Source organism: Arthrobacter sp. TMP15 (genome assembly GCF_039529835.1).
Classification (GTDB): Bacteria; Actinomycetota; Actinomycetes; order Actinomycetales; family Micrococcaceae; genus Specibacter.
The window spans coordinates 310330-337178 of the sequence record NZ_CP154262.1 but is presented as its reverse complement, the minus strand read 5'-3'; the positions used below and the strand labels follow the sequence as shown (position 1 = coordinate 337178).

The 26849-nt window shown below is 60.2% G+C and carries 20 protein-coding genes and 1 pseudogene; 14 read left to right on the top strand and 7 right to left on the bottom strand.

What is annotated here, in order from left to right:
• Positions 1-136: 136 nt before the first annotated feature.
• The 10 genes and pseudogenes from AAFM46_RS01475 to AAFM46_RS01430 all read left to right on the top strand — a co-directional run bounded on the left by AAFM46_RS01475 (position 137) and on the right by AAFM46_RS01430 (position 11140).
• Positions 137-865: a helix-turn-helix domain-containing protein gene (locus AAFM46_RS01475; RefSeq protein WP_343319139.1), complete on the top strand. Its 729-nt coding sequence runs from the start codon at positions 137-139 to the stop codon at positions 863-865.
• Positions 866-1060: 195 nt separating this feature from the next.
• Entirely contained in the window at positions 1061-2533 is a 1473-nt protein-coding gene (locus tag AAFM46_RS01470; protein ID WP_343319138.1) for a fumarylacetoacetate hydrolase family protein, read from the top strand.
• Positions 2530-3210 (top strand): GntR family transcriptional regulator, encoded by a 681-nt coding sequence (locus tag AAFM46_RS01465; RefSeq protein ID WP_283531441.1) that lies wholly within the window; start codon positions 2530-2532, stop codon positions 3208-3210. The genes AAFM46_RS01470 and AAFM46_RS01465 overlap by 4 nt, the downstream gene beginning before the upstream one ends.
• A gap of 17 nt (positions 3211-3227) precedes the next feature.
• Positions 3228-4733 (top strand): 5-carboxymethyl-2-hydroxymuconate semialdehyde dehydrogenase, encoded by a 1506-nt coding sequence (gene hpaE / locus AAFM46_RS01460; protein ID WP_343319137.1) that lies wholly within the window; start codon positions 3228-3230, stop codon positions 4731-4733.
• 55 nt (positions 4734-4788) lie between these two features.
• Entirely contained in the window at positions 4789-5862 is a 1074-nt protein-coding gene (gene hpaD / locus AAFM46_RS01455; RefSeq protein WP_343319135.1) for a 3,4-dihydroxyphenylacetate 2,3-dioxygenase, read from the top strand.
• Positions 5863-6063: 201 nt separating this feature from the next.
• Positions 6064-6849 (top strand): 2-oxo-hept-4-ene-1,7-dioate hydratase, encoded by a 786-nt coding sequence (hpaH, locus tag AAFM46_RS01450; RefSeq protein ID WP_283531313.1) that lies wholly within the window; start codon positions 6064-6066, stop codon positions 6847-6849.
• Positions 6834-7643 carry an aldolase/citrate lyase family protein gene (locus AAFM46_RS01445; RefSeq protein ID WP_343319134.1) on the top strand — a complete coding sequence of 270 codons (810 nt, stop codon included), beginning with the start codon at positions 6834-6836 and terminating at the stop codon, positions 7641-7643. The genes hpaH and AAFM46_RS01445 overlap by 16 nt, the downstream gene beginning before the upstream one ends.
• A 146-nt stretch (positions 7644-7789) precedes the next feature.
• A pseudogene (locus AAFM46_RS01440) lies at positions 7790-7939 on the top strand (aldehyde dehydrogenase family protein); the annotation flags it as partial.
• A gap of 105 nt (positions 7940-8044) precedes the next feature.
• Positions 8045-8335 (top strand): antibiotic biosynthesis monooxygenase, encoded by a 291-nt coding sequence (locus tag AAFM46_RS01435; protein ID WP_283531311.1) that lies wholly within the window; start codon positions 8045-8047, stop codon positions 8333-8335.
• A gap of 21 nt (positions 8336-8356) precedes the next feature.
• On the top strand, positions 8357-11140 hold the full coding sequence (locus AAFM46_RS01430; protein WP_343319131.1) for an AAA domain-containing protein: 2784 nt from the start codon (positions 8357-8359) through the stop codon (positions 11138-11140).
• Between the two features lie 56 nt (positions 11141-11196).
• Here the strand turns inward: AAFM46_RS01430 and AAFM46_RS01425 are convergent, their stop codons facing one another.
• From AAFM46_RS01425 to AAFM46_RS01410, 4 genes are all read right to left on the bottom strand, one after another.
• Positions 11197-13089, bottom strand: coding sequence for an FAD-binding monooxygenase (locus AAFM46_RS01425; protein WP_343319129.1), 1893 nt, complete (start codon positions 13087-13089; stop codon positions 11197-11199).
• 401 nt (positions 13090-13490) lie between these two features.
• On the bottom strand, positions 13491-14009 hold the full coding sequence (locus tag AAFM46_RS01420) for a GIY-YIG nuclease family protein (protein WP_283531309.1): 519 nt from the start codon (positions 14007-14009) through the stop codon (positions 13491-13493).
• Positions 14010-14074: 65 nt separating this feature from the next.
• The gene (locus tag AAFM46_RS01415) at positions 14075-14905 is read right to left on the bottom strand and encodes a hypothetical protein (RefSeq protein ID WP_283531308.1); all 831 of its coding nucleotides are present in this window, start codon (positions 14903-14905) and stop codon (positions 14075-14077) included.
• A 141-nt stretch (positions 14906-15046) separates the two neighbouring features.
• A complete protein-coding gene (locus AAFM46_RS01410) occupies positions 15047-16534 on the bottom strand; it encodes a helix-turn-helix domain-containing protein (protein WP_283531307.1) in 1488 nt (495 codons plus the stop codon).
• Between the two features lie 171 nt (positions 16535-16705).
• Between AAFM46_RS01410 and aceA the strand changes: the two genes are divergently transcribed.
• The 4 genes from aceA (at position 16706) to AAFM46_RS01390 (ending at position 21211) form a co-directional block, all read left to right on the top strand.
• Positions 16706-18028 (top strand): isocitrate lyase, encoded by a 1323-nt coding sequence (gene aceA, locus AAFM46_RS01405; protein ID WP_283531306.1) that lies wholly within the window; start codon positions 16706-16708, stop codon positions 18026-18028.
• A gap of 109 nt (positions 18029-18137) precedes the next feature.
• Positions 18138-19802, top strand: coding sequence for a malate synthase A (aceB, locus tag AAFM46_RS01400; RefSeq protein ID WP_343319127.1), 1665 nt, complete (start codon positions 18138-18140; stop codon positions 19800-19802).
• A gap of 176 nt (positions 19803-19978) precedes the next feature.
• A complete protein-coding gene (locus tag AAFM46_RS01395; RefSeq protein WP_343319125.1) occupies positions 19979-20683 on the top strand; it encodes a DsbA family oxidoreductase in 705 nt (234 codons plus the stop codon).
• A 144-nt stretch (positions 20684-20827) separates the two neighbouring features.
• A complete protein-coding gene (locus AAFM46_RS01390; RefSeq protein ID WP_343319124.1) occupies positions 20828-21211 on the top strand; it encodes an RNA-binding S4 domain-containing protein in 384 nt (127 codons plus the stop codon).
• Positions 21212-21302: 91 nt separating this feature from the next.
• On the opposite strand, the gene AAFM46_RS01385 is transcribed toward AAFM46_RS01390, so the two are convergent.
• From AAFM46_RS01385 to AAFM46_RS01375, 3 genes are all read right to left on the bottom strand, one after another.
• On the bottom strand, positions 21303-22976 hold the full coding sequence (locus AAFM46_RS01385; RefSeq protein ID WP_283531302.1) for a ribonuclease J: 1674 nt from the start codon (positions 22974-22976) through the stop codon (positions 21303-21305).
• A gap of 301 nt (positions 22977-23277) precedes the next feature.
• Positions 23278-25023, bottom strand: coding sequence for an ABC transporter ATP-binding protein (locus AAFM46_RS01380; protein ID WP_283531301.1), 1746 nt, complete (start codon positions 25021-25023; stop codon positions 23278-23280).
• Positions 25023-26804, bottom strand: coding sequence for an ABC transporter ATP-binding protein (locus tag AAFM46_RS01375; RefSeq protein WP_343319122.1), 1782 nt, complete (start codon positions 26802-26804; stop codon positions 25023-25025). The genes AAFM46_RS01380 and AAFM46_RS01375 overlap by 1 nt, the downstream gene beginning before the upstream one ends.
• Positions 26805-26849: the final 45 nt, after the last annotated feature.

Below are 26849 nucleotides of genomic sequence, written 5' to 3'. Positions count from 1 at the left end.
CGGCGGCACCCACCTTGCGTAGGTGCCGCCGTCGTCCGTTTTGCTGATTCAAGACGCCTTGCAGGAAGTTCTATAATTGAACTTCCGTCCCAAATAAGGAACGGCTGTTTCGGCGGTGACTGAAAAGGATGATGACGTGAGCACAGACGCAGTTGAGGGTTCCACGGAGAAGGCACCTGCCCATTCGCAAACCCTGTCCCGCGGCATCCGTGCCCTGGAAATCCTGGCCGCAGCCCCCGCCCCCATGACCATTGCCGAGCTCTCCGCCGCCTTGGGTGTGCACCGCTCCGTCGCCTACCGCATCCTGCGCACGCTTGAAGATCACGCACTGCTCACTCGGGATGATGCCGGCCGCGTCCAGGCCGGCCCCGGACTGGCCGCCCTTGCCCGCGGCGTTTCCCGCGACCTGCAAACTGCTGCCCTTCCGGAACTGACGGAGCTGGCCAATGAACTGTCCATGACGGCCTTCATAGCAGTGTGGGACCACCGCGATTCCGTCACGCTGCTGACTGTGGAGCCTAGGCGCTCCGGCGCCACGTTGGCCCAGCGCCCTGGCACGCGCCATTCCTTCAGCTCGGGTGCACCAGGCATCGCTATTCAGTCGGCCATCAGCGAGGACGCCTGGGCGCGTCTGGCACCAGGTCTGCCATACCGGCCAGAAGCACGCGCCGCCCGCACGGCCGGGTATGCCACCAGCCATGACGAAGTGCTCCCGGGAGTCTCCGCGATCGCCGCACCCATCCATATTCCCGGTGGCATGCCCGCCTCCATCTGCGTGGTTTTTCTGGGAACTGACAGCAATCAGGCCACTGTTGGTGCGCGGTTGGCTGCCAGCGCATGGGCCATCGAAGCGCAACTGCAGTAGTCCCCCAACCTGCCGCAAGCGCTGCTGCCATTCCAACCAGGGGCAACATGCCCTGCGACGCAGACTCTTGGCTAAATAGTTTCCCACCACCCCTTGACGTGATCGGGATAACACGATTACGCTGATCGTATACGATTTCGTACTTGATATGCGGGCCGGAAAGATCGTCCCCGCAACAGATCCCAGGAGAGTTTCGTGGAACAAGTCACCGCAGACACGCTCAAGCAGGCCGGCAAGGTCATCGCCGTCCACCTTGCCTACCAGTCGCGGGCCGACCAGCGCGGGCGCACCCCCGCCAAACCGTCCTACTTCCTGAAGGCATCCTCGTCGCTGAGCCTCAGCGGCTCGCACATCGAGCGCCCGGCAGGCTGCGAACTGCTCGCCTACGAGGGTGAAATCGCCCTCGTCATCGGCACGGCGGCAAGCCGCGTCAGCCTCGAAGACGCTTGGTCCCACGTCAGCCACATCACGGCCAGCAACGATCTTGGCGTTTACGACCTCAAGTACGCGGACAAGGGCTCCAACGTCCGTTCCAAGTCAGGAGACGGGTTCACCCCGTTCGGCCCGGGCCTCATTCCGGCAGCAGGGCTCAATCCGGCCGCCCTGCGCGTGCGCACCTGGGTCAATGGCGAACTTGTCCAGGATGACACCACCGCAGGATTGATCTTCTCCTTCAGCCAGATCGTGGCGGACCTGTCCCAGCTCATGACGCTGGAGCCCGGCGATGTGATTCTCACCGGCACCCCGGCGGGATCCTCCGTTGCTGGCCCTGGCGACGTGATTGAGGTCAAGGTGGACGCCCCGGAGGCAGGGCTGTCCACGGGACACTTGAGCACCACCGTCGTCCAAGGCACCATCGAGATGGCAGACTTCGGCAACGGCCCCAAGACCACCGATGCCGACCGCGTGGACGCTTGGGGTTCCCCCGAAGCATCCGGCTTGGCACCGAAGGGCCTCAGCGCCGAACTCAAGCGCAAGCTGACAAGCGTTGGTACCGCCACCCTCAGCGCCCAGCTGCGCAAGCGCGGGCTGAACAACGTCAGCATCGACGGGTTGAAGTCCACCCGCCCCGAACTGCGCATCGCCGGCATGGCCCGCACCCTGCGTTACGTGCCCAACCGTGAGGACTTGTTCAAGTCACACGGCGGCGGCTACAACGCCCAAAAGCGCATCATTAACACCTTGAACGACGGCGACGTGCTCGTCATGGAAGCCCGGGGCGAGCCCGGCACGGGCACCGTCGGGGACATCCTGGCCCTGCGTGCACAGATCAACGGAGCCGTGGCCATCGTTACCGACGGCGGCGTCCGCGACGTTGACGCCGTGGCAGCACTGGAGATGCCCACGTTCTTCACCGGAGCACACCCCGCCGTTTTGGGCCGCAAACACATTCCGTGGGACACCGATCTGACCATCTCCTGCGGCGGCGCCACGGTCCAGCCCGGCGACATCATTGTCGGGGACTCGGACGGCGTGCTGGTGATCCCGCCGTCGTTGGCACAAGAAGTCGCCGATGACGCCATCGCCCAGGAACACGAGGAAACGTTCATCGCGCAAATGGTCGCCGAAGGCAACAGCGTGGAGGGCCTGTACCCGATGAATGCCGCTTGGCAAGCAAAGTTCTCCGAGTGGGCCACCACGCACCCCAATCCGGCTGCACAGCCGTGATCACCGCGTCAGTCGGCGCACCTGCCGGCAGCAAGTCCGAGCAGGCCTACGCTGCCATCAAGGACAAGATCCTGGCCGGGAAATACACCCCCGGCTACCGGCTGGTGCTGGCCAAGCTCGCCAGCGATCTGGGATTCTCCGTGGTCCCCGTCCGCGAAGCCATCCGCCGGCTGGAGGCGGAAAGTTACATCACGTTTGAACGCAACATTGGCGCCACGGTGGCCGGGATAGACCCCACGGAATACCTGTACACCATGCAGACCCTGAGCATTGTAGAAGGCGCCGCCACGGCACTTTCCGCGCCGATGATCTCAGCAGCTGACATTGCCCGTGCCCGCGCAGTGAACACAAAAATGCGCGAGTGCTTAGCAGATTTCGACCCGATTCTGTTCACGGCGCTGAACCTGGACTTCCACAGCATCCTGTTTGAGAACTGCCCCAACCCGCACATCCTGGACCTTGTCCACCGCGGCTGGAACCGGCTGCAGGCGCTGCGTTCCTCCACGTTCAGCTACGTCCCTGGCCGGGCACAGCAGTCCGTGGCCGAACATGAAGCACTGCTGTCTTTGATCGAAAGCGGTGCCGGGCCCGACGCCGTCGAACATGCCGCCCGCGCTCACCGCACCGCCACTCTTGACGCCTACCTGGCGCGCACCAACCACCTAACCCAGCACTGAAGAAAAGGACCAACTCAATGGCTGATCACTACGTCCCGGAAAACCTTCCCACCCACATTCAGCACTACATTGACGGAAAGTTCGTCGATTCCGTCAACGGTGCAACGTTTGACGTCCTGAACCCCGTCTCGAACACCAACTACGCCACCGCTGCCGCTGGCCAGAAGGAAGACATCGACCTGGCCGTGGCCGCCGCAACCAGGGCCTTCAACGACGGGCCGTGGCCGCGCATGAAGCCGCGCGAGCGTTCACGCATCCTGAACAAGATCGCCGACGCCGTCGAAGCCCAGGAAGCTCGTTTGGCCGAGCTGGAGAGCTTTGACTCCGGCCTGCCCATCACCCAGGCACGCGGCCAGGCCATGCGCGCCGCAGAGAACTTCCGCTTCTTTGCCGACTTGATCGTGGCCCAGTTCGACGACGCCATGAAGGTCCCCGGCTCCCAGATCAACTATGTGAACCGCAAGCCGATCGGTGTTGCCGGGCTCATCACCCCCTGGAACACGCCGTTCATGCTCGAATCCTGGAAGCTGGCCCCCTCACTGGCTTCCGGTTGCACCGTGGTGCTCAAGCCGGCCGAGTTCACTCCGCTCTCCGCCTCACTGTGGGCCGGGATCTTCGAGGAAGCCGGACTCCCCCAGGGCGTGTTCAACCTGGTCAACGGCCTCGGCGAAGAAGCAGGAGACACACTCGTCAAGCACCCCGACGTCCCGCTGATCTCCTTCACCGGCGAAACCACCACCGGCCAAACGATCTTCCGCAACGCCGCCACGAGCTTGAAAGGCCTGTCCATGGAACTGGGCGGCAAGAGCCCGTGCGTGGTGTTTGCCGACGCTGACTTCGACGCCGCGATCGACTCCGCACTGTTCGGCGTTTTCTCCCTTAACGGCGAGCGCTGCACGGCTGGCTCACGCATTCTGGTTGAGCGTTCCATCTACGACGAATTCTGTGAAAAATACGCCGCACGTGCCAAGAACATCGTGGTCGGTGACCCGCACGACCCCAAGACCGAGGTGGGCGCCCTGGTCCACCCCGAGCACTACAACAAGGTCATGTCTTACGTTGACATTGGCAAGTCAGAGGGCCGACTGCTGGCCGGCGGCGGGCGCCCCGAGGGGCTGGAGCACGGCAACTACGTGGCCCCCACCGTCTTTGCCGATGTGAAACCCGAGGCACGGATCTTCCAGGAGGAAATCTTCGGCCCCGTTGTCGCCATCACCCCCTTCGACACCGACGAAGAGGCCCTGGAGTTGGCCAACGGCGTCAAGTACGGGCTCGCCGCCTACATTTGGACGCAGAACCTGACCCGTGCCCACAACTTCGCCCAGAACGTCGAGGCCGGCATGGTGTGGTTGAACAGTCACAACGTGCGTGATCTGCGCACCCCGTTCGGCGGGGTCAAGGCATCAGGATTGGGTCATGAGGGCGGCTTCCGCTCCATCGACTTCTACACCGATCAGCAGGCCGTGCACATCACGCTCGGTGCTGTCCACACCCCAAAATTCGGTGCCTCCGCCAGCGAATAAGCACCTCCCACCAGCATCTCGCATCAGGCATCCCCCACTCAACGAGGAGTACATCATGACCAACTTTGTCCCAACCCCCACCGCCCCGGCACCGGATATTGTCCGCTGCGCTTACATGGAGCTCGTGGTCACCGACCTGGCCAAGTCCCGCGAGTTCTACGTGGACGTGCTGGGTCTGCACGTCACTGAAGAAGACGAGAACACCATCTACTTGCGCTCCCTGGAGGAGTTCATCCACCACAACCTGGTGTTGCGCAAGGGCCCCCTCGCCGCCGTCGCCGCTTTCGCCTACCGGGTGAAGTCCCCTGCCGAGGTAGACGCCGCCGAAACCTATTACAAGGAGATAGGCTGCCGCACCGAGCGCCGCAAGGACGGCTTCACCAAGGGCATTGGCGACTCCGTCCGCGTTGAGGACCCACTGGGCTTCCCCTACGAGTTCTTCTACGAGACCGAACATGTGGAGCGCCTCACCCAACGCTATGACCTGTACTCCGCTGGCGAACTGGTCCGGCTGGACCACTTCAACCAGGTCACCCCCGATGTGCCGCGCGGGCGCAAGTACTTAGAGGACCTGGGCTTCCGCGTCTCCGAGGACATCAAGGACTCCGACGGCGTCACCTACGCCGCCTGGATGCACCGCAAGCAGACCGTCCATGACACGGCCCTGACGGGCGGCGACGGACCTCGCATGCACCACGTTGCCTTCGCCACGCATGAGAAGCACAACATCATCCAGATCTGCGACAAGATGGGTGCGCTGCGCATTTCCGACCGGATCGAACGCGGCCCCGGCCGCCACGGCGTCTCCAACGCGTTCTACCTGTACATCCTTGACCCGGATGACCACCGTGTGGAGATCTACACTCAGGACTACTACACCGGTGACCCGGACAACCCCACCATCACGTGGGATGTCCATGACAACCAGCGCCGCGACTGGTGGGGCAACGCCGTGGTCCCATCCTGGTACACCGAAGCCTCCCTGGTCCTGGACCTGGACGGCAATCCGCAGCCGGTCATCAAGCGCACCGACACCTCCGAAATGGCCGTCACGGTAGGCGCCGACGGCTTCTCTTACACCCGCGAACCGGGCGAGGAGCGCGGGTTCAAGTTGGGCACCCAGCTCTAACAAACAAATATCTTCGCCGGTCAGGCGATGGCCCCGCGCCCGTCCCCGGAAGCTCCCAACGCTCGCAAGCTCGCGGTGGACCCCTCGCTTCCGGGGGCCCCCCGCGGACGCCCGATAGATTCCGGTGCCATGCCTCACCCGGCTCCCGTCGATCGACTCACGACACTCGGGTTCAGCCCTTCAAACGTTAGGAGATACACCATGCTCGATGATGCAACTATTGCCGGCATTGCCGACGAACTTGTGGAGGCCGGTACAAGCCGGGTCCCGGTACCCCGGTTGACCCAGCGCTACCCGGAGATGACGGTGGAGGATTCCTACCGTGTCCAAAGGTTGTGGCGCGAACGCGGCGAGGCTGCCGGGCGCGTGCTGGGCGGGCACAAGATTGGCCTGACGTCCAAGGCCATGCAGTACGCCACCGGCATCACCGAACCGGACTACGGGGTCATTTTCAAGGACATGATCCTGGAGAACGGCTGCACCGTGGAGTGGTCACAATATTCGCACCCGCGCGTTGAGGTGGAGCTGGCGTTCCTGCTCAAGGAGGACGTGGAGGGGCCCAACGTCACGATCTTTGACGTGCTGCGTGCCACTGAATACGTGGTGCCTGCCCTGGAGATCCTGGATTCCCGGATTGAGATGGAGGGCCGGACCATTGTGGACACCATCAGTGACAACGCCGCCATGGGCGCCATGGTGGTGGGTGGCATCCCGGTGCGGCCCGACGACGTGGACCTGCGCTGGGTAGCCGCCATCCTGTACAAAAACCAGGCTGTTGAGGAAACAGGCGTCGCGGCCGGCGTGCTGAACCATCCGGCCCAGGGTGTGTCGTGGCTGGCCAACAAGATCGCCCCGCACGGGGACGGGCTCAAAGCGGGCGAGCTCATCCTCGCCGGCTCCTTCACGCGGCCCATGTGGGTCAATGCCGGGGACACCGTTTTTGCCGACTACGGAAAGCTGGGGACCATCACATGCCGCTTCGAGTGAGCCTTACCCCGTCTTTCAAGGACGCTCTGGCAGCAGCCGGCCGGCCGCTGGCGGGCATGTGGGTGTGCTCCGGCAGCCCGCTCGTGGCGGAAATTTGCGCCGGTGCCGGCCTTGATTGGCTGTTGGTGGACGCCGAGCACAGCCCCAACGGGCTCGAGGGCATCCTGGCTCAACTCCAGGCCGTCAGCGGGTATCCGGTCACGGCCGTGGTGCGTCCGCCCGTCAATGACACCGTGATCATCAAGCAGTATCTGGATTTGGGCGCCCAGTCGCTGCTGATCCCCATGGTCCACACGGCCGACGACGCCCGGGCTGCGGTTGCCGCTACCCGCTACCCCCCGCAAGGTGTGCGCGGTGTCGGCTCGGCCCTGGCCCGTTCGGCACGGTGGAACCGCGTCCCGGACTATCTGGCTCGGGCATCGGACACCGTCACCGTCTTGGTCCAGATCGAGTCCTCCGAGGCCGTGGGGAATATCGAGTCGATCATGGCCGTGGACGGGGTCGACGCCGTGTTCATCGGCCCATCCGATCTCGCAGCTTCGATGGGGGTGCTGGGGCAGCAGGAACACCCTGACGTGGTGGCCGCCGTGGAACATTGCATCACCCTGGCTAAGTCTGCCGGAAAGCCGGTTGGCGTGAATGCCTTCGGCGAAGCCACTGCCAGCCGATATTTGGATGCCGGGGTGGATTTCATCCTCACCGGCGCCGACGTTGCCCTGCTGGCCCGCGGCAGCGAAGCCCTGGCCAGCAAATACGTACCGGCCGTCGACTCCGGCCCGGCCACGAGCTACTAATCTCCACACCCGCTCGCAAGCTCGAGGCGGGTCCCTCGGGCGCGTGGGCCCAAAAGGGGTTTTTACGACAACCAGCAATTGGCCGCGAAGCGGAACTGCTCGCCTCCGTCCCCACTGGCTTACTCATCAGCAGGCAATGGCGCAACGCCGCCGTGATCTCCAACGCTTCCGCGCCCTTTGGTGGCGTCAAGCACTCGGGCCAGGGCCGGGAGAGCGGCAGCGAAGGCATCGCGGAATACACCACCTCCCCCGGCCGCCTACGCATGAGCCAACAACATACAGTTCAAAAATGGTGATGTAAGAGTCAGCCAAAGAAGCCTCCGGCTTGTATACCGAGGGTCTTCTTGCGGTAGCGTGGAAAGTCAAGACGCCCGGTGAATCCGGGCCCGGAAGGAGCACAAGTGTCCATCGTTGTCATTAACGCCCTCAAGGTTCCCGTTGAGGCAGGATCCGAACTGGAAGCGCGATTCGCTGCGCGCAAGCACTCGGTGGACGGCTCCCCGGGTTTCGAGGGTTTCAAACTGCTGCGCCCCGTCTCCGGTGAGGACCGCTACTTCGTCTACACGCAGTGGGCCACGCGAGAAGACTTCGAGAACTGGCGTGCCCTGCGGGCCGGTCACGACCACGCCGCCCAATCCCCCGTTGCAAGCGGCATGGACTTGCTGGAGTTTGAGGTTGTGGACCTAGGTTAAGCCGGCCAAGGAGCCCATGCCGTGATTGACCCGCGTAGCCAAGCCATCTTGATCCATTCCCGCGACGGGACGTTGTTCCAGGACAAAACCCAAAACGTTCTAGCGTACCGAGTGGACCGGTCCCGTACTTACGTCACGATGCAGGTCGGGGGTGGGGAAAAAGAGTACGGTTACGGCTCCGAGCGGGTCGTTATCTTGCACAATCCAAAAGTGGTCCCGCTCACCACCGGTACCCGGGTCCAAATTCACGGAGCCATGCGGAGCACTGCAACCGAAGCGCGGCGCTTCCAAGGTCCGCGCGGGCCGTGGTGGCGGATCTTCTTCGTCAGCGCTGGAGAGGACGTCTACCAGAACTACGCTGCAGAAGAGGTCAGTTTCCACCAGGATGCAGCGCAGTCATCCCGTGCATCAGGTGTCCTGGACTATTGGCGCCGCATCGTGTCCGGGCTGGACGCGCAGGATCCGCTCCGGTTTCCCTTCGGGAAGCTTGGGTTTGTGGACGCGGAGAGCGCCTTGGCCGCATACGTCAACGCCGTGCCCATCGAACGCTCCACCATCACCCAGCCCCTGATCTTCCCGTTCTCAGCAAACCTCAGCCAGCGCGAGGCCGTCACGACGTGCCTCAGTCACCCCATCTCGGTGATCGATGGGCCTCCCGGCACCGGGAAAACTCAAACCATTTTGAACCTCATCGCCAATATCATTGCCACCCCCGGCGCTACTGTCGGCATTGTGTCATTCAATAACTCAGCCGTGGACAATGTCCGCGAAAAACTCGAGGAGGAAGGGTTCGGCTATGTGGTCGCCGGGTTGGGCAGCCGTGAAAAAAAGGTGGAGTTCTTCGCCCGGCAATCCTCGAGAAATGAGAAAGTCAGCGGCTTGATCGAGAGTTCGGTGACGGCACTGCCGCCCGAGGAACAGCTCAGCAACGTCGACGAACGTCTGCAACTTTTGCAGCAGACGGAGTTGCAGTTGGCCCAGTTGCGGCAGGAGCACGATGCCTACCTGCTCGAACAGCGCCATTTCAGCAAGTACCTGCAGCGCCACGAGCCAGCCGAACTGGAAAATCTCCCGCTGCTGCATTCATCGTCGGGAACAATCTTGGACTATCTGGCCGAGACCGCACAGTGGCGTGCAGGCGAGAATCCGCTCCGACGCTGGGCGCGAGCGATCAGGGGATACTTCCGATACGGTCCCACTGGGAAACTTGACCCCACCGACACGGACACGCTGCTGCACCTTCAGCGCGCCTACTACGACAACAAGATCAGCGAGCTGCAACGCGAGATCAAAAAGTTGGAACAAACCCTAGAGCAGGCCAGCAGTGCCCAGCTTGCCAAGGAACACCGGCAACTCTCAATTCAGGCGCTGCGTGCCGGACTCCAGCAGCGGTACGGCCAGTCCATGCCGAAAAAATACGCGCTGGAGACATACAAACACGATTTTTCTGCGTTCACACATGACTACCCTGTCATCCTCAGCACCTGCCACTCACTGGGGCTCAGTCTCCCTGACGGATATCTGCTGGATTACCTAATCATCGACGAGTCCTCCCAGCTGAACCTGCTAGCCGCCGGATTGGTACTAAAAAGTGCCCGAAACGTGATCGTCGTGGGCGATCTGCACCAACTGCAGCACATTGCCCATAAGGCTGCAGGCGATGCTGCGAGCCCGGCACCAGCACCCGCCTACGACTACCAGCGACACAACATCCTGTCCTCCGTAATTGCACTTCACGGCGAAGCCCTTCCCCGGACAATGCTACGAGAACACTACCGCTGCGATCCGGCCATCATCGGTTTCTGCAACAAGAAGTATTATGACGGGCAGCTCGTGCCTTTCACAGCTCACAGACCTGAAATGCGCCCCCTGCGGATCGTGCGCACCGCCGCAGGGAATCACATGCGGGAACACCTTGACGGTGGCCGGTCCAATCAACGAGAGATCGACGTAGTCGTTCAGGAAGTCATCGAAGGGCAGTTCGCTGACACTGACAAGAAAACTATCGGCATTGCAACGCCCTATCGGATCCAGGCTGGCAAATTCACAGAACAACTTACAAGCATCCAGGCGGACACGGTCCACAAGTTCCAAGGCCGCGAAAAGGAAGTGGTCATTATGAGCACAGTCCTGGATGAGACGGCTCTAGGCCGGAAAGGCGTAGCCTTCGTCGACGACCCCCATTTGATCAATGTAGCCGTATCGCGGGCCTCGAAGCAGTTCGTACTTGTCACTAATCACGGCATGCTTCCCAAGAGCCGCAACCTGCGGGACCTCATTGACTACATCCAATACCAAGATCCGGACCAGGAAGTGCTCGAGAGCAACATCGTGTCCGTTTTTGACCTGCTGTACAAAGAATACTCACCACGCCTGGCACCGCTGGCAGCTCGGTTGAAGCACAGGACGGAATTCGCCTCCGAGAACATTATCTGGACGTTGCTCCATGAAATCCTTCAGGAGCGAGCGTACGTCGATTTCACGGTGGTGGATCAGGTCGTTCTGCACAACCTGCTTCCAGATCTCACAAAACTCACTCCCGAGCAGGCAGCGTACCTCAGGCACCGCACAACAACTCTGGACTTTGTGGTTTACAACCGAATCACCAACCGGCCAGCCTTCGCAATTGAAGTCGACGGGTTCGCCTTCCATGAAAACGATCCCATCCAGCTGGCGCGGGACGCTCACAAGGATGCGATCTGCGCCGTGTACCACATCCCCCTTCTACGACTGGCCACCACTGGCAGCGGGGAGGAAAACATCCTCCGCGGGTGGTTGGACGCCAAGGCGCTGGGCGGGGCGTGATGCAGGATGCCCGAGCACCTCTTCACAGCTTTTGCCCTTAACGAAACACCGCCCTGCTAAACGCGCTGGCCCGAATGGATCTGCGCGAAGAATGTGCCCAACTCGGCAGTGGCGGTCAGCGGCAGGATGTTGGCCACGTACTGGTCCGGGCGCACCACGACGACGGCACCGGTGCGGTCAATCTCGCGCACATCAAAGATGTCGTTGCCGGGGATGATCCCATAGGCCTTCTCGTAATCGGTGAGCTGGAATGGTCCCACGAGCGGCTTGAACGCTGCTGGAACGGCGTTGATGTCGAGGTCTTCATGTTTGTGCTGGTAGATGACCTTCACATCAAACCAGGCATCGGCGTCGAGCCCTGCCGGTGTTACCGCAAGGGGTGAATCCGGCGCCGTGGAGAGCCATTGCGCCAGGGCGTCGGTCGGTGAGCCGGTTCCTGGCAGGGCCGGGTCGGCAAAGACGTAGATACGCCAACGGCCATCTGCGGTGGCGTGGTGGCCAAGGTGAATCGGGTTCGTGTCACAGATGCGTGAAGCGTATGTGGATTTAAAGCGCTTGCCCACCGGGAAACCGACGGCAAGATGTTGGTGCACGGAATCAGCGGTAATCAGCGACGGCGCATATTCGGTCATGAACCCAGCCGGAAATTCGGCCGTGCGCACGTAGTAGTCCTCCAACTCCGCTGGATTCTGGAACTCCTCGGGCTTCTTGGCCATCAGCGCTGACCATTCCTTATCGAAGTCGATGAGGTTCTTGGCCACCACCTGACGCTCAGCCGAGTATGTGGACAGCAGGGTCTCGGGGCTGCGCCCGTCGAGGACGTGAGCGAGTTTCCACCCGAGGTTGAAGCCGTCCTGCATGGAGACGTTCATCCCCTGACCGGCCTTGGCACTATGCGTGTGGCAGCCGTCTCCGGTGATGAAAACACGCGGGGTGCGCCTCCCTATGTCCTCCAAGAGGACGTCATCAAAGCGGTCCGTCAGGCGGTGCCCCACCTCGTACACGCTGTTCCACGCAACATGACGCACGTCCAGGGTGTAAGGGTGGAGGATTTCGTTGGCCTTGGAGATGATCGCCTCCATGCTGGTGTTGCGCACGGCACCGTTGTCATCTTCGGGCACAACCCCGAGGTCCACGTACATACGGAACAGGTAGCCTCCTTCGCGCGGGATCAGCAGGATGCTTCCGCCAGTGTGGGACTGGATGGCGCATTTGGTCCGGATGTCCGGAAAGTCCGTGCTGGCCAAAATGTCCATGACGCCCCATGCGTGGTTGGACTTGTCTCCCGCCATGGTGGCACCGATCGACGCGCGGACCTTGCTGCGGGCCCCGTCGCAGCCGACGACGTACTTGGCGTGCACCACGCGAACGGATCCTTCGTCCGGGCCGGCGCTGCGTGCGAGGGTAACCTTGACGGGGTACTCGCCCTCATCGGCAACCTCAAGCGTTTGGAAGTCCCAGCCGTAGTCGGGTGTCAGGCGGGCGGGTGAGTTTTGTGCCACTTCGGCAAAGTAGTCAAGCACGCGGGCCTGGTTCACTATCAGATGCGGGAATTCGCTGATCCCTGTCGCGTCGTCAACAGCGCGGCCGCCCCGCACAATGCGTGTGGCATCCTTCGTGTCCGGGCGCCAGAACGCCATCTCCGTGATGTGGTACGCCTCGGCGATGATCCGCTCGGCAAAGCCAAAAGCCTGGAACGTTTCTACACTGCGAGCCTGAATGCCATCCGCCTGGCCAATCTCCAGACGGCCTCCCCGGCGCTCCACGATCCGCGTGGTGATGTCGGGGAACTGGGAAAGCTGGGCGGCGGTGAGCATGCCGGCCGGACCCGATCCGACAATCAAAACATCCACTTGCTCGGGCAGCTCTTCAGGGCGGTCGATCCCGGTCCCTGCTGCCTCGTGAATGCGCGGGTCACCGGAAACGTATCCGTGGTGGTGGAATTGCACAGGGTTCTCCTCGTTGCACTGGGGCGGCTCATTCACCACCACCCTCAAGGTGTTCACTATTTGAACACAACGTTCTAATAGCGCACACTAAGCATAATTGTGTGTGACAGATCACGCAACCCTGCCACTTGAAGATGCCAGAGGTGATGGCCTTGTTTGGGGTGATCAACGTGCTGGCCATTGGGATGGGCGTGATCGCCGACCACTATCTGAGACACACCATGGCTGAGGATGTGCTGCGTGGGTGGCCGCCGTCTCCAGAAGCTGCGGAACACCCGTCTTTAGTGCGGCACCGAACGTTTCATCCTCGGCGCGGGCCCCTTGCTGGACCGGCTGCTTGCCGGTACCTGCCAGCATTCGGGGGATTGGCGCCAGGGTCAAGAGATTCAGGGTCAAGAGGTTCAGCCCTTGTCGCGAAGGGCCCCCCGTTGTCCGGCGCTAGCAACGGCTGAAACGTGCAACTGAACCGGGGTGCTGCCATCACGATTCAAGGGTGGGCACAGCTCCACGCGCATAGCATCCTCAAGACTGGCGAGGCGCTCCAAGTCCTCAACAACGCAGAATGACATCCCCAGGTTACCCACCATCCAATTACTCAGGACCTCTTCGTCAGCATCTGTCAGCCGTGGGTGCGCTGACTTTCCATGCCATTGCGCCTGCAGTCCCAGAAGCGCCGCCAACGAACGGCGAAAAGTGGACTTAGATGTCTGCACATTGTGGTGCCGGGCACGGCTGCGCAAGTTCGTGGCTCGTCCCACATATATCAGGTCTCCACGTTTGAGCGGGCTCAATTCAGCAGGCCAGCTCATACCCTTCGGCATGGCACCGGTGAGATAACACTTGTAGATGCCGGGAGCAAAGGGCATAGCCGCCCACGCATTTTTGATGGCGGTTGTGTGCGTGAATTTGAGATCTTCCATCCGTTGACTTTATTACATCGCGACGGCTTTCCCTTTTTTCGAAAAAATCCCCTTGCGTGCCAGCCTTAGGCGAGGTCTGCCGGGTCAAACTCAACAGTTGCAAGGGTCTGCCTCGTTGCAGGATCAATCATGACAGCCTCGATGTCGTCGTCGAGCATAATAAAATCGCCCTTGTTAGTCCTGAAGTGCCAGGCTAAAACGGTGTCGCCGTTGCGGGCGTAGTGAGGATCTCCCATGATGATCTTCTCCAAGGTGTGGCCTGCCAGCTCACAAAGTTCACGAATGATCAGCTCAAACTCGGGGGCATCCTCTAGTTCAGCTTCCATTCGACGCTCTTCAAGGTCTGTCACAGTGCCAACGCGGGCTTCGATGTGAGCCCTCAGATCGTCGGCGTTCAGTATCAGCAGCCCATCCTGACCGCGCAGCCACTGCGCGTTCAGACCAGTGACGTCCTCGGTTTCCAGCAGTTCTTCAAATTCACTATCAAGGGCTTCAAGCGCTGCAACACCATCAGAGCGGTCAGCGCTTTGATCTACTTCATCTTCAAGGTAAGCGGCAGTATCGGCTTCGGAGAGGAGTTCATAAAGTGCCGCGGTACGGTTGAAAAGTTCCAGATGCCCTTTCGCCCCCATGCCTTCCAGCCCTTCCCGGATGTAGCCATCGAGCTCTTCTCGGTCTGGTGTCATGAAAACATACTGGGCGAATCCGCCGTCGAGCGCCGCGGTGAGGTAAAAGTCTACGAAGTAGCTGCGCAAGGCATTGGGTGCGATCTCATCGGCGTTCAACAGCGCCAAGTACATCTCGTTCACCACTGAAACGTTGTCGCCAACAACATCTTCGTTATCGGCGGCGGCGCCTTCAGTGGTCAATACGACGGGGAATTGTTGCGTGCTCATGAAAGTTCCTCACGTTTGGGAGCCTTATTGCCCTTGACACCTTCACGCTATGCGGCGCCGTCGGATAGGGACCCTAGACCAAGTGAACGTCAGAGGAAAATCAGTGGAACATATTGCGCCTTGCCCCTTAGCTAGCCCGTTTTACCTCCCTTGGTGGGCCTGCAGAAATTTGTACACTTCAGTCTCATCAACGCCTGGAAACGCTCCCTGGGGCATGGCTGCCAGCAAGTGTGAGTTGGCGCGCGTTGACGGCCAAGCAAGCCCCGCCCATTCAGCCGAAAGCTCCTCCGGCGGGCGACGGCAGCATGAAGGATCAGGGCATTTGGATGCCGAGCGCTCAGTGGTTTCCCGGCCACGGAACCACTTCACATGCGCATAAGGCACCCCGATGCTCAGTGAATAGTCACCCGAGGAATGCTTTTCCGTCCGGGCGGTGCACCAGAACGTTCCCACCTCTGTGTCGGTGTACTGATTAAAGGCCCTGAACTTATCTGGCACGTCAAAAACGGCTCGTGAGGTCCAGAATCTGCACACCGCCTGCCCTTCGATGGCACCTGTGTGATCGGCGGGGAAGTTCACGTCGTCATTCTCATACGCTTTGTGGATGATCCCGGATTCATGCACTTTTTGAAAATGTGTGGTGATGCCTAAATGTTCGGTGGCTAGATTAGTGAACCGGTGAGCTGCCGTCTCATATGAAACAGCGAAGGCATCACGAATGTCCTCGATGGCCAACTCTTTAGCTGCCTTGGCTTCTTTGAGGAAGCTGACAGTGGCGCGTTCTGGCATTAGCAGTGAAGCGGCAAAATAATTGGTGTAAACGCGCTGGCGTAAAAAGTCTGCGTAGTTACGGGGAGTCTTATGCCCCAAAACGTAGTGCCCCAGTGCCTGCAGCAGCACCGAACGGGGGTCATGATCCGATCGCTGACCCTGGGTGAGATAAATTCGGCGATTCTTCAAGTCCGTTACTGACCGGGTTGAATGTGGCAAATCTCCCACATAATGCAGGTCAAAACCAAGGTGCTCCGCCACGTCTGCAGCCACGTGGTGGGACAACGGGCCCCTGTCGTGCCCCACAGCTTTCAACAGGTCTTGAGCTTGACGTTCAATCTCCGGGTAATAGTTGTTGCGTTCACGCATTTCCATCCGCAACTCATTGTTGGCCCGCCGCGCTTCTTCCGGCGTGGCCGACTGCTCATCAAGGCGGCGTTCCAGCTCGTGCTGCAGACCAACAAGCGACTCCAAAACTTCCGTGGAAAGCCGCGAACCCACGCGCACTGTGGGTAATCCCAGCGACTGATAAAGCGGACCCCGCTGCGCCCGCTCCAGCTCAATTTCAAGAGCCGCCCGTCGGTTTGGCGGCTCCGCTCCCAGCAGTTGTTCAAGCCCAACTCCCAGTGCCACCGCCAGTTGCTGCAGCAGGGTTAGCTTGGGCTCCCGCTTGCCGTTCTCAATGAGAGAAAGTTGTGACGGGGCGGTCCCTACTTTCGCACCCAAATCATCCAGTGTCATGCCCAGATTCTTGCGCAGATGGCGGACCCTCCTGCCCAGCGAGATGATATCCAATTCACCCGCACCCTCGCCTCGCAGCGCCGGTGTTTTGCCCACATACCAACCCGTATTAGCCATTTCTTGAGTATATGCGAAGAAATGCGAATCTTTCCACTAAAGACCACTAGCTTTGGGCCGAAAACACCTGAATAGTTGAAATCACGAAGAAAGAACGTGGTTCTACAACCTCAGAGACGAGTTTGAGCCCGTGACTTCGGCAAAGGACACCCCCAACAAGGAGCCATCACCATGACTGCAGCATTCGAACCCGCAACGACGCCCGAGCAGACCAATGCACAGGCGGCCACAGCCCTCGAACTCGAGTGGGCAGCCAACCCCCGTTGGTCCGGCCTCGAACGCTCGTACCCTGCCGCCGATGTGATTAAGCTCCGCGGCCGGGTCCAAGAAGAGCACACCCTGGCCCGTCGCGGCTCCGAAAAATTGTGGGATCAGCTGCGCAACGCCGCCCCGGGTGGCTACACCAACGCACTGGGTGCCCTGACAGGAAATCAGGCAGTCCAGCAGGTCAAGGCTGGCCTGAAGGCCGTTTACCTCTCCGGCTGGCAGGTTGCTGCTGACGCCAACTCAAACGGCAATACCTACCCTGATCAGTCCCTGTACCCGGTGGACTCGGTGCCCAAGGTTGTGCGCCGCATCAACAATGCGTTGCTTCGCTCGGATCAGATCGAATTCTCCGAGGGTCTGAAAAGTGTTGATGATTGGCTAGTGCCGATTGTGGCCGACGCCGAAGCCGGCTTTGGTGGTCCGTTGAACGCCTACGAGCTCATGAAATCCATGATCGTTGCCGGCGCATCCGGTGTGCACTGGGAAGACCAGTTGGCCAGCGAGAAGAAGTGCGGCCATTTGGGCGGCAAGGTTCTCATTCCCACCTCCCAACATGTGCGGACACTGAACGCTGCACGCCTGGCAGCCGACGTTGCCGGCGTACCTTCAGTCATCATTGCCCGTACTGATGCCGAAGCCGCCACCCTCATCACCTCAGATGTGGATGAACGCGATCAGCAGTTCGTAACCGGCGAGCGCACAGCAGAAGGTTTCTACCACATCAAGAACGGTCTGGAGCCCTCCATTGCCAGGGCCCGCGCCTACGCCCCGTACTCCGACCTCATCTGGATGGAGACGGGAACCCCCGATCTGGAGCATGCGAAAAAGTTTGCCGAAGCCGTCAAATCCGAATTCCCTGACCAGATGCTCGCCTACAACTGCTCACCGTCATTCAACTGGAAAAAACACCTGGATGACTCAACAATCGCAAAGTTCCAACGGGAGCTTGGCGCCATGGGATACACCTTCCAGTTCATCACACTGGCTGGTTTCCACTCCCTGAATTACTCGATGTTTGATCTTGCCCATGGCTACGCCCGAGAAGGCATGAGTTCATACGTCGAACTGCAGGAGCGAGAATTCGACTCCGAAGCACGCGGCTACACCGCTACCAAGCACCAGCGCGAAGTGGGCACAGGCTACTTCGATCTGGTCGCGACAGCCCTGAACCCAAACAGCGGCACCCTCGCATTGGCTGGTTCCACCGAAGCCCAGCAGTTCCACTAACAGCTTTCACCTTTCTCATTTATGAGGCAGTTGATGGTGCAAAGAGGTCCAACCCGGTCTGCTTTGTTCCCCAGCTGCCTCATAGGTGAACCAGACTTGGAGAATTCCCATGAACTCGACTAACAGCCTGAACGGAATTACGTTCAACGGCATCACACTGACAGCCCCGCCGATTCACCGCCAGGATGAAATCCTGACTCCGGAGGCTCTGGATTTCATTGCGGCACTGAACCGCAAAACAACTGCACGCAGGCACGAGCTGCTCGCAGCCCGCCAGACTCGACGTCGCCAGATTCTCAGCGGCACCGATCCTCGCTACCTGCGCGAAACCTCCACTATCCGGGAAGATCCTAACTGGCGAGTAGCTCCGCCGGCACCCGGGCTGGAAGACCGTCGTGTAGAGATTACGGGTCCGGTTGATAAAAAGATGACCATCAACGCCCTGAACTCGGGGGCTAAAGTGTGGCTGGCTGACATGGAAGACTCCTCAACCCCTACCTGGGGCAACGTAATCCGTGGACAGCTGAACTTGATTGATGCGCTGGAACGCCGCATTGATTTCACCAGCCCCGAGGGCAAAGAATACCGTTTGGCCCCGCAGGAGGACCTGCCCACTATTGTTGTCCGTCCGCGCGGATGGCACCTGCCAGAGAAGCACCTGCTGATCAATTCCAAGCCGATGGCTGGTGGAGTTGTGGACTTCGGGCTGTACTTTTTCCACAACGCCCACCGTTTGATCGCCCAGGGCAAGGGACCGTACTTCTACCTTCCAAAGATTGAAAACCATTTGGAAGCCCGCCTGTGGAATGACATCTTCATCCACGCCCAGGACCTGTTGGGCATCCCGCAGGGCACCATCCGTGCCACGGTTTTAATCGAGACCATTACGGCCGCTTTCGAAATGGAAGAGATCCTCTACGAACTCCGTGATCACGCTGCCGGGTTGAACGCCGGACGCTGGGATTACCTGTTCTCAGTGATCAAGAACTTCCGTACCCGCGGGCCTCGTTTTGTACTCCCTGACCGCAACCAAATCACCATGACAGCACCGTTCATGCGCGCCTACACCGAACAGCTGGTAAGGGCCTGCCACCGCCGTGGCGCCATGGCTATCGGTGGGATGGCAGCATTTGTGCCCAACCGTCGCGATCCGGAAGCCAACGCCAACGCGATGGACAAGGTTCGCGCCGATAAGACCCGTGAAGCCAATGACGGCTTTGACGGCTCTTGGGTGGCCCACCCTGACCTGGTTCCGGTTGCCATGGAGGTCTTCGACGAGGTCCTTGGCTGGAATCCCAATCAGATCAGCCGGCTGCGTGAGGATGTGGAGCTTGATGACAGGGCACTGCTGAACGTTGCCGGCACCCTGGGCAATATCACCGAACAGGGAATCCGAGACAACATTTGGGTTGGTGTCCAATACATCGAGTCTTGGTTGCGCGGGCACGGTGCCGTTGCCCTGAACAACCTCATGGAGGATGCCGCCACCGCGGAGATCTCCCGCTCTCAGATCTGGCAGTGGATCAACAGCCAGGCCATCACAGACACAGGGGAACTGATTACCTACGACTGGGTCCACGAGATGGTTCAAGAGGAGTTCGCCAAACTTCCCCGATTCGATGCGGACCGTTTTGACGATGCCCTGGAAATCTTCACCGATGTTGCCATGGGCGAGGAATTTCCGGCCTTCTTGACCACATCCGCCTACGCCAACTACCTCCACGCAACACCGGAGCAGGCCTCCAGCGGAACACACCAGCTGGCGGCAGCATAAGTTTGGTTGTTTCCCGGACGCTAGCCACTGCAGGCCCGATCGTCGGGTCCCGGTGAAGCAACCTTAATAGTGAGTATCCATAAGTACGACGGCGTTTGGCGGGTTCACATGGAACCCGGCAAGCGCCGTCGTGCTTGGGCTGGAATAACGGGCGTGTTGCCATGGTTCTGGCAGGTATGAAGATCGAAATTTTCTCCGACGTGGCTTGCCCGTGGTGCTATATTGGCAAGCGCCGTTTTGAAACCGCCCTGAACGCGTTCCCGCACAAGGATTCGGTGGAGGTGCTGTGGCGCAGTTATCAGCTGGACCCCACACTTCCCCAGCACTACGACGGCACCGAGCTGGACTACCTTGTGGAGCGCAAGGGCATGGATCGCGAGCAGCTCATGGGCATGCTCGGCCAGGTCAAGGATGCGGCTGAGGGTGAGGGGCTGCACTACAAATTTGAAGAGATTGTGGTGGCGAACAGCTTCTCCGCCCACGAACTGCTCCATTTGGCCGCCGCACACGGCAAGGCGGATGCTGTTAAAGAAGCGTTGCTCTCAGCGCACTTTGAGCACGGTGCGGACATCGGCGACCGCGAGGCGCTGGTGAGCATTGGCGCCCGTGCGGGTCTTTCCGCCGTTGATATCAATGAGGCACTGGACACCGGCAAGTATGCCGATGAGGTCCGCAACGACTTCGCCGAGGCACGTGCCATTGGTGTTACCGGTGTGCCGTTCTTTGTGATCGATCGGAAGTACGGAATTTCCGGCGCCCAACCGGCGGAATTGTTCAGCCAAGCACTCGAGGAGGCGTGGCAGGAAGCCAACCCGCTGACAATGGTTGACTCAGGATCTGAAACCGCCGAGTCCTGCGGTCCCCAGGGCTGCACCCCTTGAGAGTCCCCGTCGCATTTAGCAACCAGGACTGAACTTTTTTCGCAAAAGCCGCCGTTTGGGAGATAAGCCACCCCGCGCGGGGTGGCTTATCTCCCAAACGGCGGCTTTTTTCGTATTCTGTGCCCGCGATAGAGTGGTTGAACTATGAGCATCCCCAAGAACGCGCCCGCTTCGGTGCGCATTGACGCGTGGTTGTGGTCAATTCGCGCGTACAAGACTCGTTCCGTGGCCACCGCAGCCTGCCGCGCCGGTCACGTAAAACTCAACGACGCCAACGCCAAGGCCGCGCACACAGTTGTCCCCGGGGACACTATTCGCGTCCGTCAACCCGGTTACGACAGAATCCTTGAGGTCCGCAGGCTCATCAACAAGCGCGTCGGGGCCGAGGCCGCCTCGCACTGCTTCACCGACCACACTCCCGCACGCCCCGCCCTTCCGGCGCTTGGTCTGCCGCAGCGTGATCGCGGCACCGGCCGGCCCACTAAGAAGGACCGTCGAGACATGGACAAATTGCGCACAGAAGACTAGCCCGCACCCAGGGCAAAGTTTGCAGCGCAAAGCAAAGTGCCGCCGTCGTTCTTGAAGAACGACGGCGGCACGCAACTTGCAGTGGTGCGGATTACGCTTCCACGATGATGACTGTGTAGACCGGCTTGCGGCGCAACGCCCTGTCCGACCAGCGCAGCAAGGAATCGGCAATAGCCTTTTCTGCGACTGGACCCGTCTTCTCGCCACGGAGACCGGAGATTGCCTTCTCCACAACGCCGGTGGCCTTTTCCAGGTCCTTCTCAGTGAGGTTGAAGCCAACCGGGAAGAATTCCGGGTCTTCTTCAATGCTGCCGGTGTCAGGATTGACGATCAGCAATAAGGTCACAGCGCCGTCTGCACCCAAGCGGAGACGGTCCTGCAAGGACTCCTCCGTGGCGGCACCGGCAACCATATTTTCTACGTAGACGTACGCGGCGGGAACACTACCGCTCACCCGTGCCACGCCGTCCTTGAGGTCGATCGTGGTGCCATCTTCAACGATCAAAGTGTGCTTGGGATCAACACCGGTGCGGATGGCAAGTTCGGCGTTGGCCTTCAAGTGCCTGTACTCACCGTGGACCGGCATCACATTGCGCGGGCGGACCAGGTTGTAGCAGTAGACGAGTTCACCGGCGCTGGCGTGGCCAGAGACGTGAACCTTCGCGTTGCCCTTGTGAATAACATTTGCGCCCTGCTTGGTGAGATCGTTGATCAACCGGTAAATAGAGGATTCGTTACCCGGGACCAATGAGCTGGCCAACAGGACGGTGTCACCCTCTGTCAGGTTGATCTGGTGGTCGCCGTTGGCCATACGCGCCAGAGCAGCCATCGGCTCACCCTGAGAACCGGTGCAGATCAGAACAGCCTTGTTCGGCGCCATCTTCTCCAGTTCCCTGGCTTCTACCAGCATGCCGCGCGGGATTTTCAGGTATCCCAGTTCGCGCGCAGTGGTCATGTTCCGGACCATGGAGCGGCCAACGAACGCTATCTTGCGGTTGTATTTGTGCGCAGAATCGATGATCTGCTGGATGCGGTGCACGTGGCTGGCGAAGCTGGAGACCACTACGCGGCGCGGGGCGGTGCGCATAACCTGGTCAATCGCTGGAATCAGGTCAGCCTCAGCTGCCAAAAATCCAGGGACTTCGGCGTTGGTGGAATCAGGCATGAACAAGTCAACGCCTTCTTCTCCCAAGCGGGCAAAGCCGGCCAGGTCAGTGATGCGCTTATCCAACGGGAACTGGTCCATCTTGAAGTCACCAGTTTCCAGCACCAAACCGGCGGGCGTGCGGATGGCAACTGCAAGGCCGTCCGGGATGGAGTGGTTTACTGCCAGGAATTCAACGTCGAACGGGCCGAACTTGCGGCGGTCGCCTTCCTTGACCTGGATCATCTTGCCCTTGATCCGGTGCTCATCCAGCTTGGTCTTCAGGAACGCCAGCGTCAGTTTGGCTGAGATCACGGGGATGTCCCCGCGGTGCTTGAGCAGGTACGGCACTCCGCCAATGTGATCCTCGTGGCCGTGAGTTAGCACCAAGCCAACCACGTCCTGCCATCTGTCCTTCAAGTAGGAGAAGTCAGGCAGGATCAAATCGACGCCGGGGTGGTGCTCTTCAGGGAACAAAACTCCGCAGTCAACGATCAGCAGTTTTCCTGCGAATTCGAAGACGGTCATATTACGGCCAATCTCCCCCAAACCACCAAGGGCAACAATGCGCATGGCACCATCGGCAAGGGCGGGCGGGGTTTGGCGGGCAGTTCTTCTCATGGATTCCAGACTTTATGCTGTAGTGGGCGACAGGCTGGCGAGGTTGCGCCGCCGTTTGTTGCGATTCTTTCGGTCAAGTTTCAGACCGGTATCGCTAAAAATTTTGGGGTTGCTTAGCTGATTTTACCACCGCCACCGCACTTGATTTCCCGCATCCACGAAGAGCATGCATCACTTCGACCAAACGCGGGGGTAGTTGATACTTTTTGCACCCGGTAGACCACGTGCAAAAAGTATCAACTACCCCCGCGTAGACGAAAAATGGGTCTCGACTACGCACCCACCCACAACACGTGCAGGCTTACGCGTCTTGCCGCCACGAGTTCCACAACGCAGCGTAGGATCCGCCTTGCGCCAGCAGTTCATCGTGGGAACCCAGCTCGGAAATTCGTCCCTTTTCCACCACCGCCACACGATCGGCGTCGTGCGCGGTATGCAGGCGGTGCGCAATCGCCACAACAGTCCGTCCGGCCAAAACGGCACTCAGTGAAAACTCCAGATCGCGGGCGGCCTGCGGATCGATCAACGAGGTCGCCTCGTCCAGCACCAGTGTGTGCGGATCCGCCAGCACTAGCCGGGCCAACGCCAGTTCCTGCGCCTGAGCGGGGGTCAGCGTGTGTGATCCCGAACCCACTTCAGTGGCAATACCTTCGGGGAGGGCACGCACCCAAGATAAGGATCCGACGTCGGAGAGGGCCTTTTCGATCTGCGCGTCAGTTGCATCGGCCTTCCCCAAGCGGACGTTGTCTGCCAGCGTTCCCACGAACACGTGGTGTTCTTGGGTGACCAAGGCGACCTCTCCTCGTAATTCATCCAGCGGGCGGTCAACCAACGGCACCCCGCCCACCGTGACGGAACCGGAAGTAGGTCCATGGATTCCGGCCAGCAACCGGCCAAGGGTGGACTTACCCGCCCCAGAAGGACCCACCATGGCCAGACGCTCGCCGGGACGGAGCGTGAGATCGATCCCGTGCAAAACGTTGTGGCCTTCACGGTAGGCGTAACGGGCGTTGTTGAGAATAATTTGCTCATCTGTGGGCACCGCATCCGTGGCGATCCTGTCCGGAGAAACGTTGCGGATGCCCACAATGCGGGCCAACGATGAGGCGCCCACCTGGATCTCGTCGATCCACATGATCAGCGTGTCCACGGGGTCGATGAGTTGCATGGCATACAGCGCAACCGTGGCCACCATGCCAGTGGTGACAAGGTCTTGGGATGACAGCCAGCCGCCCCACAACAGCACGGCAGCCACCGGGAGCCAGAAAGCGAGTTCGGTCACCGGGAACAGTATTGTGCGCAATCCCAGCGTGTACTTTTCACGTTCAAAGCAGTTTTTTAGAGCCGCATCGATCCTGTTGCGCCGGTGCGGCCCAAGACTCAGCGCGTCAACTGTGCGGGCACCCTCGATGGTCTCGGTGATGGCGCCATTGAGCACCGCGTAGCTTTCGCGCTCCGCCAAGTATCCGGCAGTGGCGCGCTTGAGGTACCAGCGTGTGACGGGAATCAGCAATGGTGTACCCACCAGCAGGGCCACGGCCACAAGTGGACTGGTCAAGAGTGCTGCGGTGGCCGTCAGCGCAATGGTTGCTACTGAAACCAGCACCTGTGGAACACCAAAGCGGACGGTGTGTGAGACCGAGTCAACGTCGTTGGTTGTGCGGGACACAAGGTCACCGGTCCCCGCCTTTTCCACGGTAGATAGCGGAAGCGAGGTGACCTGCTCCATGAATTCCTCACGGAGTTGGGCAAATACTTTCTCCCCCAACACCATGCCTTTACGCCTGGCCCATCGCGCCAGTATGGTCTGCACAATCACAAAGCCAGCCAAGCTCATCGCCACAGTGGCAATAAACCCGGCAGTGGTGCCAACGCTGATGGCGTCTACCAGCCTGCCCAAGAGGAACGGTCCGGCCAGACCTGCCGCAGCAGACACAACATAGAGCCCAACCACACCGGCCAGTGGCTTTTTGTGTGCGCTCATCAAACGCAAACCCTCTGCCTTAACCTGAGCGGAATCCGCCACAGGAAGCTTGTTATCAGCCATCAGTTTCCCCCACCGTTTGTGCCGGTATTGTTCACAACTTCGGCGCTGTGGCCATCCATACCTTCGCCGCGGATTACCACTTTTCGGTAATCCGGAACGGTGTCCAGGAGCTCGCGGTGCGTACCCTGCGCTAAAATTTTCCCGTCCTGCAGGAACACCACAGTATCCATAGCGCCCAGTAGCAGCGGGCTAACACTGACCACCACTGTGGTGTTCTCAGGTACCCCGCGAGTGCGTTGCAGGGCCGTGGCGATCCGGGATTCGGTGTGCGCATCAACGGCACTGGTCGGTTCAATCAGCACCAGCACTTCCGCTTCTGTCAGCACTGCGCGCGCCAAAGTTAAACGTTGGCGCTGCCCGCCGGAGAAACCGCGTCCTTTCTCCGTCACTTCGTCATCTAGTCCGTTGTCCAGACCATCAAATACGTCATGGGCACTAGCTACCTCAATGGCATCCATGATCTGGGCATCGGTATGCTTTCCCGTAGGATCCAGTTCCTCCCGCAGCGTTCCGGTGAATAACTGCGGCTCAGCATCAGAGACAACGATCCGTGAGCGGACCTCACGCAGCGGCATCAGGTGCAGCGCTTCGGCACCCCAGCGCACCTCCGCCTCACGCAACACCGCATCCTCAAACCGGCCAAGCCGCCGGGCTAGATTTGCTGACTGGGCAGGATCGCCGGAGACGACGGCGGTTAGCGTACCTGGTGCAATCACCACCCCCGTTGCCGAATCGAACAAAGCGCTCGGTGCGAAGGGGGCCGGCACTGTAGCCTCGACGTCGTGCACGGCAGAAGGGGTGGCCAAAACATCAATGATGCGCCGGGCTCCCACTTGGGCGCGAATAAAACGCGAAACTGCATCGGCTGCGGTGCGGATGGGGGACACCAGGAATACCGCGTACCCATAAAGAGCCACGAGCTGGCCGGTGTCGATTTGTCCGGATAATGCCTGCAGGGCGCCGATCCAGGTGAAGGCCACGCTGAACACGCCAACCACCAAGACCTGCGCAGCATCCAAATCGGCCAGCGAATACGCCACCTTATTACCCGCCAGCTGCGTAGTACGTGAACGCTCCCTGTAACGCTGAACGAAGATGTGCTCCCCGCCAATGCCCCGCAAAACGCGCAGGCCCGTTACGGTGTCTGCGCCCAAGGCAGTCATCTGGCCGGCGGCCTCACGCTGTTCCTTTTGACGCCTTTGCAAAGGCCGGATCACGAACATCAGTGCGGCACCGCATAGCGGCACACCAAATAACACCACCAATCCCAACTGCCACGATGATTGGAAGACCAAAAAGGAGACCAGCAGGTAGCCCACCACGGAACCGGCCAAGCGCGCGGCCACGTCAAAGATCTCCCCAATGCGCATGGCATCGGAGGCACAAGTGGAGACCACTTCCCCCGTGGAGAATTTTTGCGGCAACGCATCTCCACTGCGGGTCACCTTGTAACCCACCACTTGGGCGGAACGGTACGCGGCCTGCAACCAATTACTCACGGCTGCGCGGTGACGCAAGGTAGCGGAGATGGACTGCACGATTGTCAACGCAACCAATACGCCCACCCAGGTAGAGAGGCGGGCGAAGTTGCCGGGCAGAATGCCCTGGTCAATCGCCTGACCCAGTACATAGGGAGTCAGCGCTTGGCAAACAGTCCAAATGGAGCCGTACACGATGCCAATCAAGAGGGTCCCACGCTGAGCGCCAGCCAACCACAGAAGATAACGGCCAGGGGAGCTCAGATTCGGTTTTTTAGCGGATTTGTAAGGAAAAGAGCGCACTACGGCCTTCTAACACATTGCGGATTGGCAGGCATTTCTGACGCG

Bases quoted from the DNA above. Each gene is read 5' to 3' on its own strand.
- hpaE (WP_343319137.1), top strand. From the start codon at position 3,228: ATGGCTGATCACTACGTCCCGGAAAACCTTCCCACCCACATTCAGCAC.
- hpaD (WP_343319135.1), top strand. From the start codon at position 4,789: ATGACCAACTTTGTCCCAACCCCCACCGCCCCGGCACCGGATATTGTC.
- hpaH (WP_283531313.1), top strand. From the start codon at position 6,064: ATGCTCGATGATGCAACTATTGCCGGCATTGCCGACGAACTTGTGGAG.
- AAFM46_RS01445 (WP_343319134.1), top strand. From the start codon at position 6,834: ATGCCGCTTCGAGTGAGCCTTACCCCGTCTTTCAAGGACGCTCTGGCA.
- AAFM46_RS01420 (WP_283531309.1), bottom strand. From the start codon at position 14,009: ATGGAAGATCTCAAATTCACGCACACAACCGCCATCAAAAATGCGTGG.
- AAFM46_RS01415 (WP_283531308.1), bottom strand. From the start codon at position 14,905: ATGAGCACGCAACAATTCCCCGTCGTATTGACCACTGAAGGCGCCGCC.
- AAFM46_RS01410 (WP_283531307.1), bottom strand. From the start codon at position 16,534: ATGGCTAATACGGGTTGGTATGTGGGCAAAACACCGGCGCTGCGAGGC.
- aceA (WP_283531306.1), top strand. From the start codon at position 16,706: ATGACTGCAGCATTCGAACCCGCAACGACGCCCGAGCAGACCAATGCA.
- aceB (WP_343319127.1), top strand. From the start codon at position 18,138: ATGAACTCGACTAACAGCCTGAACGGAATTACGTTCAACGGCATCACA.
- AAFM46_RS01395 (WP_343319125.1), top strand. From the start codon at position 19,979: ATGAAGATCGAAATTTTCTCCGACGTGGCTTGCCCGTGGTGCTATATT.
- AAFM46_RS01390 (WP_343319124.1), top strand. From the start codon at position 20,828: ATGAGCATCCCCAAGAACGCGCCCGCTTCGGTGCGCATTGACGCGTGG.
- AAFM46_RS01385 (WP_283531302.1), bottom strand. From the start codon at position 22,976: ATGAGAAGAACTGCCCGCCAAACCCCGCCCGCCCTTGCCGATGGTGCC.
- AAFM46_RS01380 (WP_283531301.1), bottom strand. From the start codon at position 25,023: ATGGCTGATAACAAGCTTCCTGTGGCGGATTCCGCTCAGGTTAAGGCA.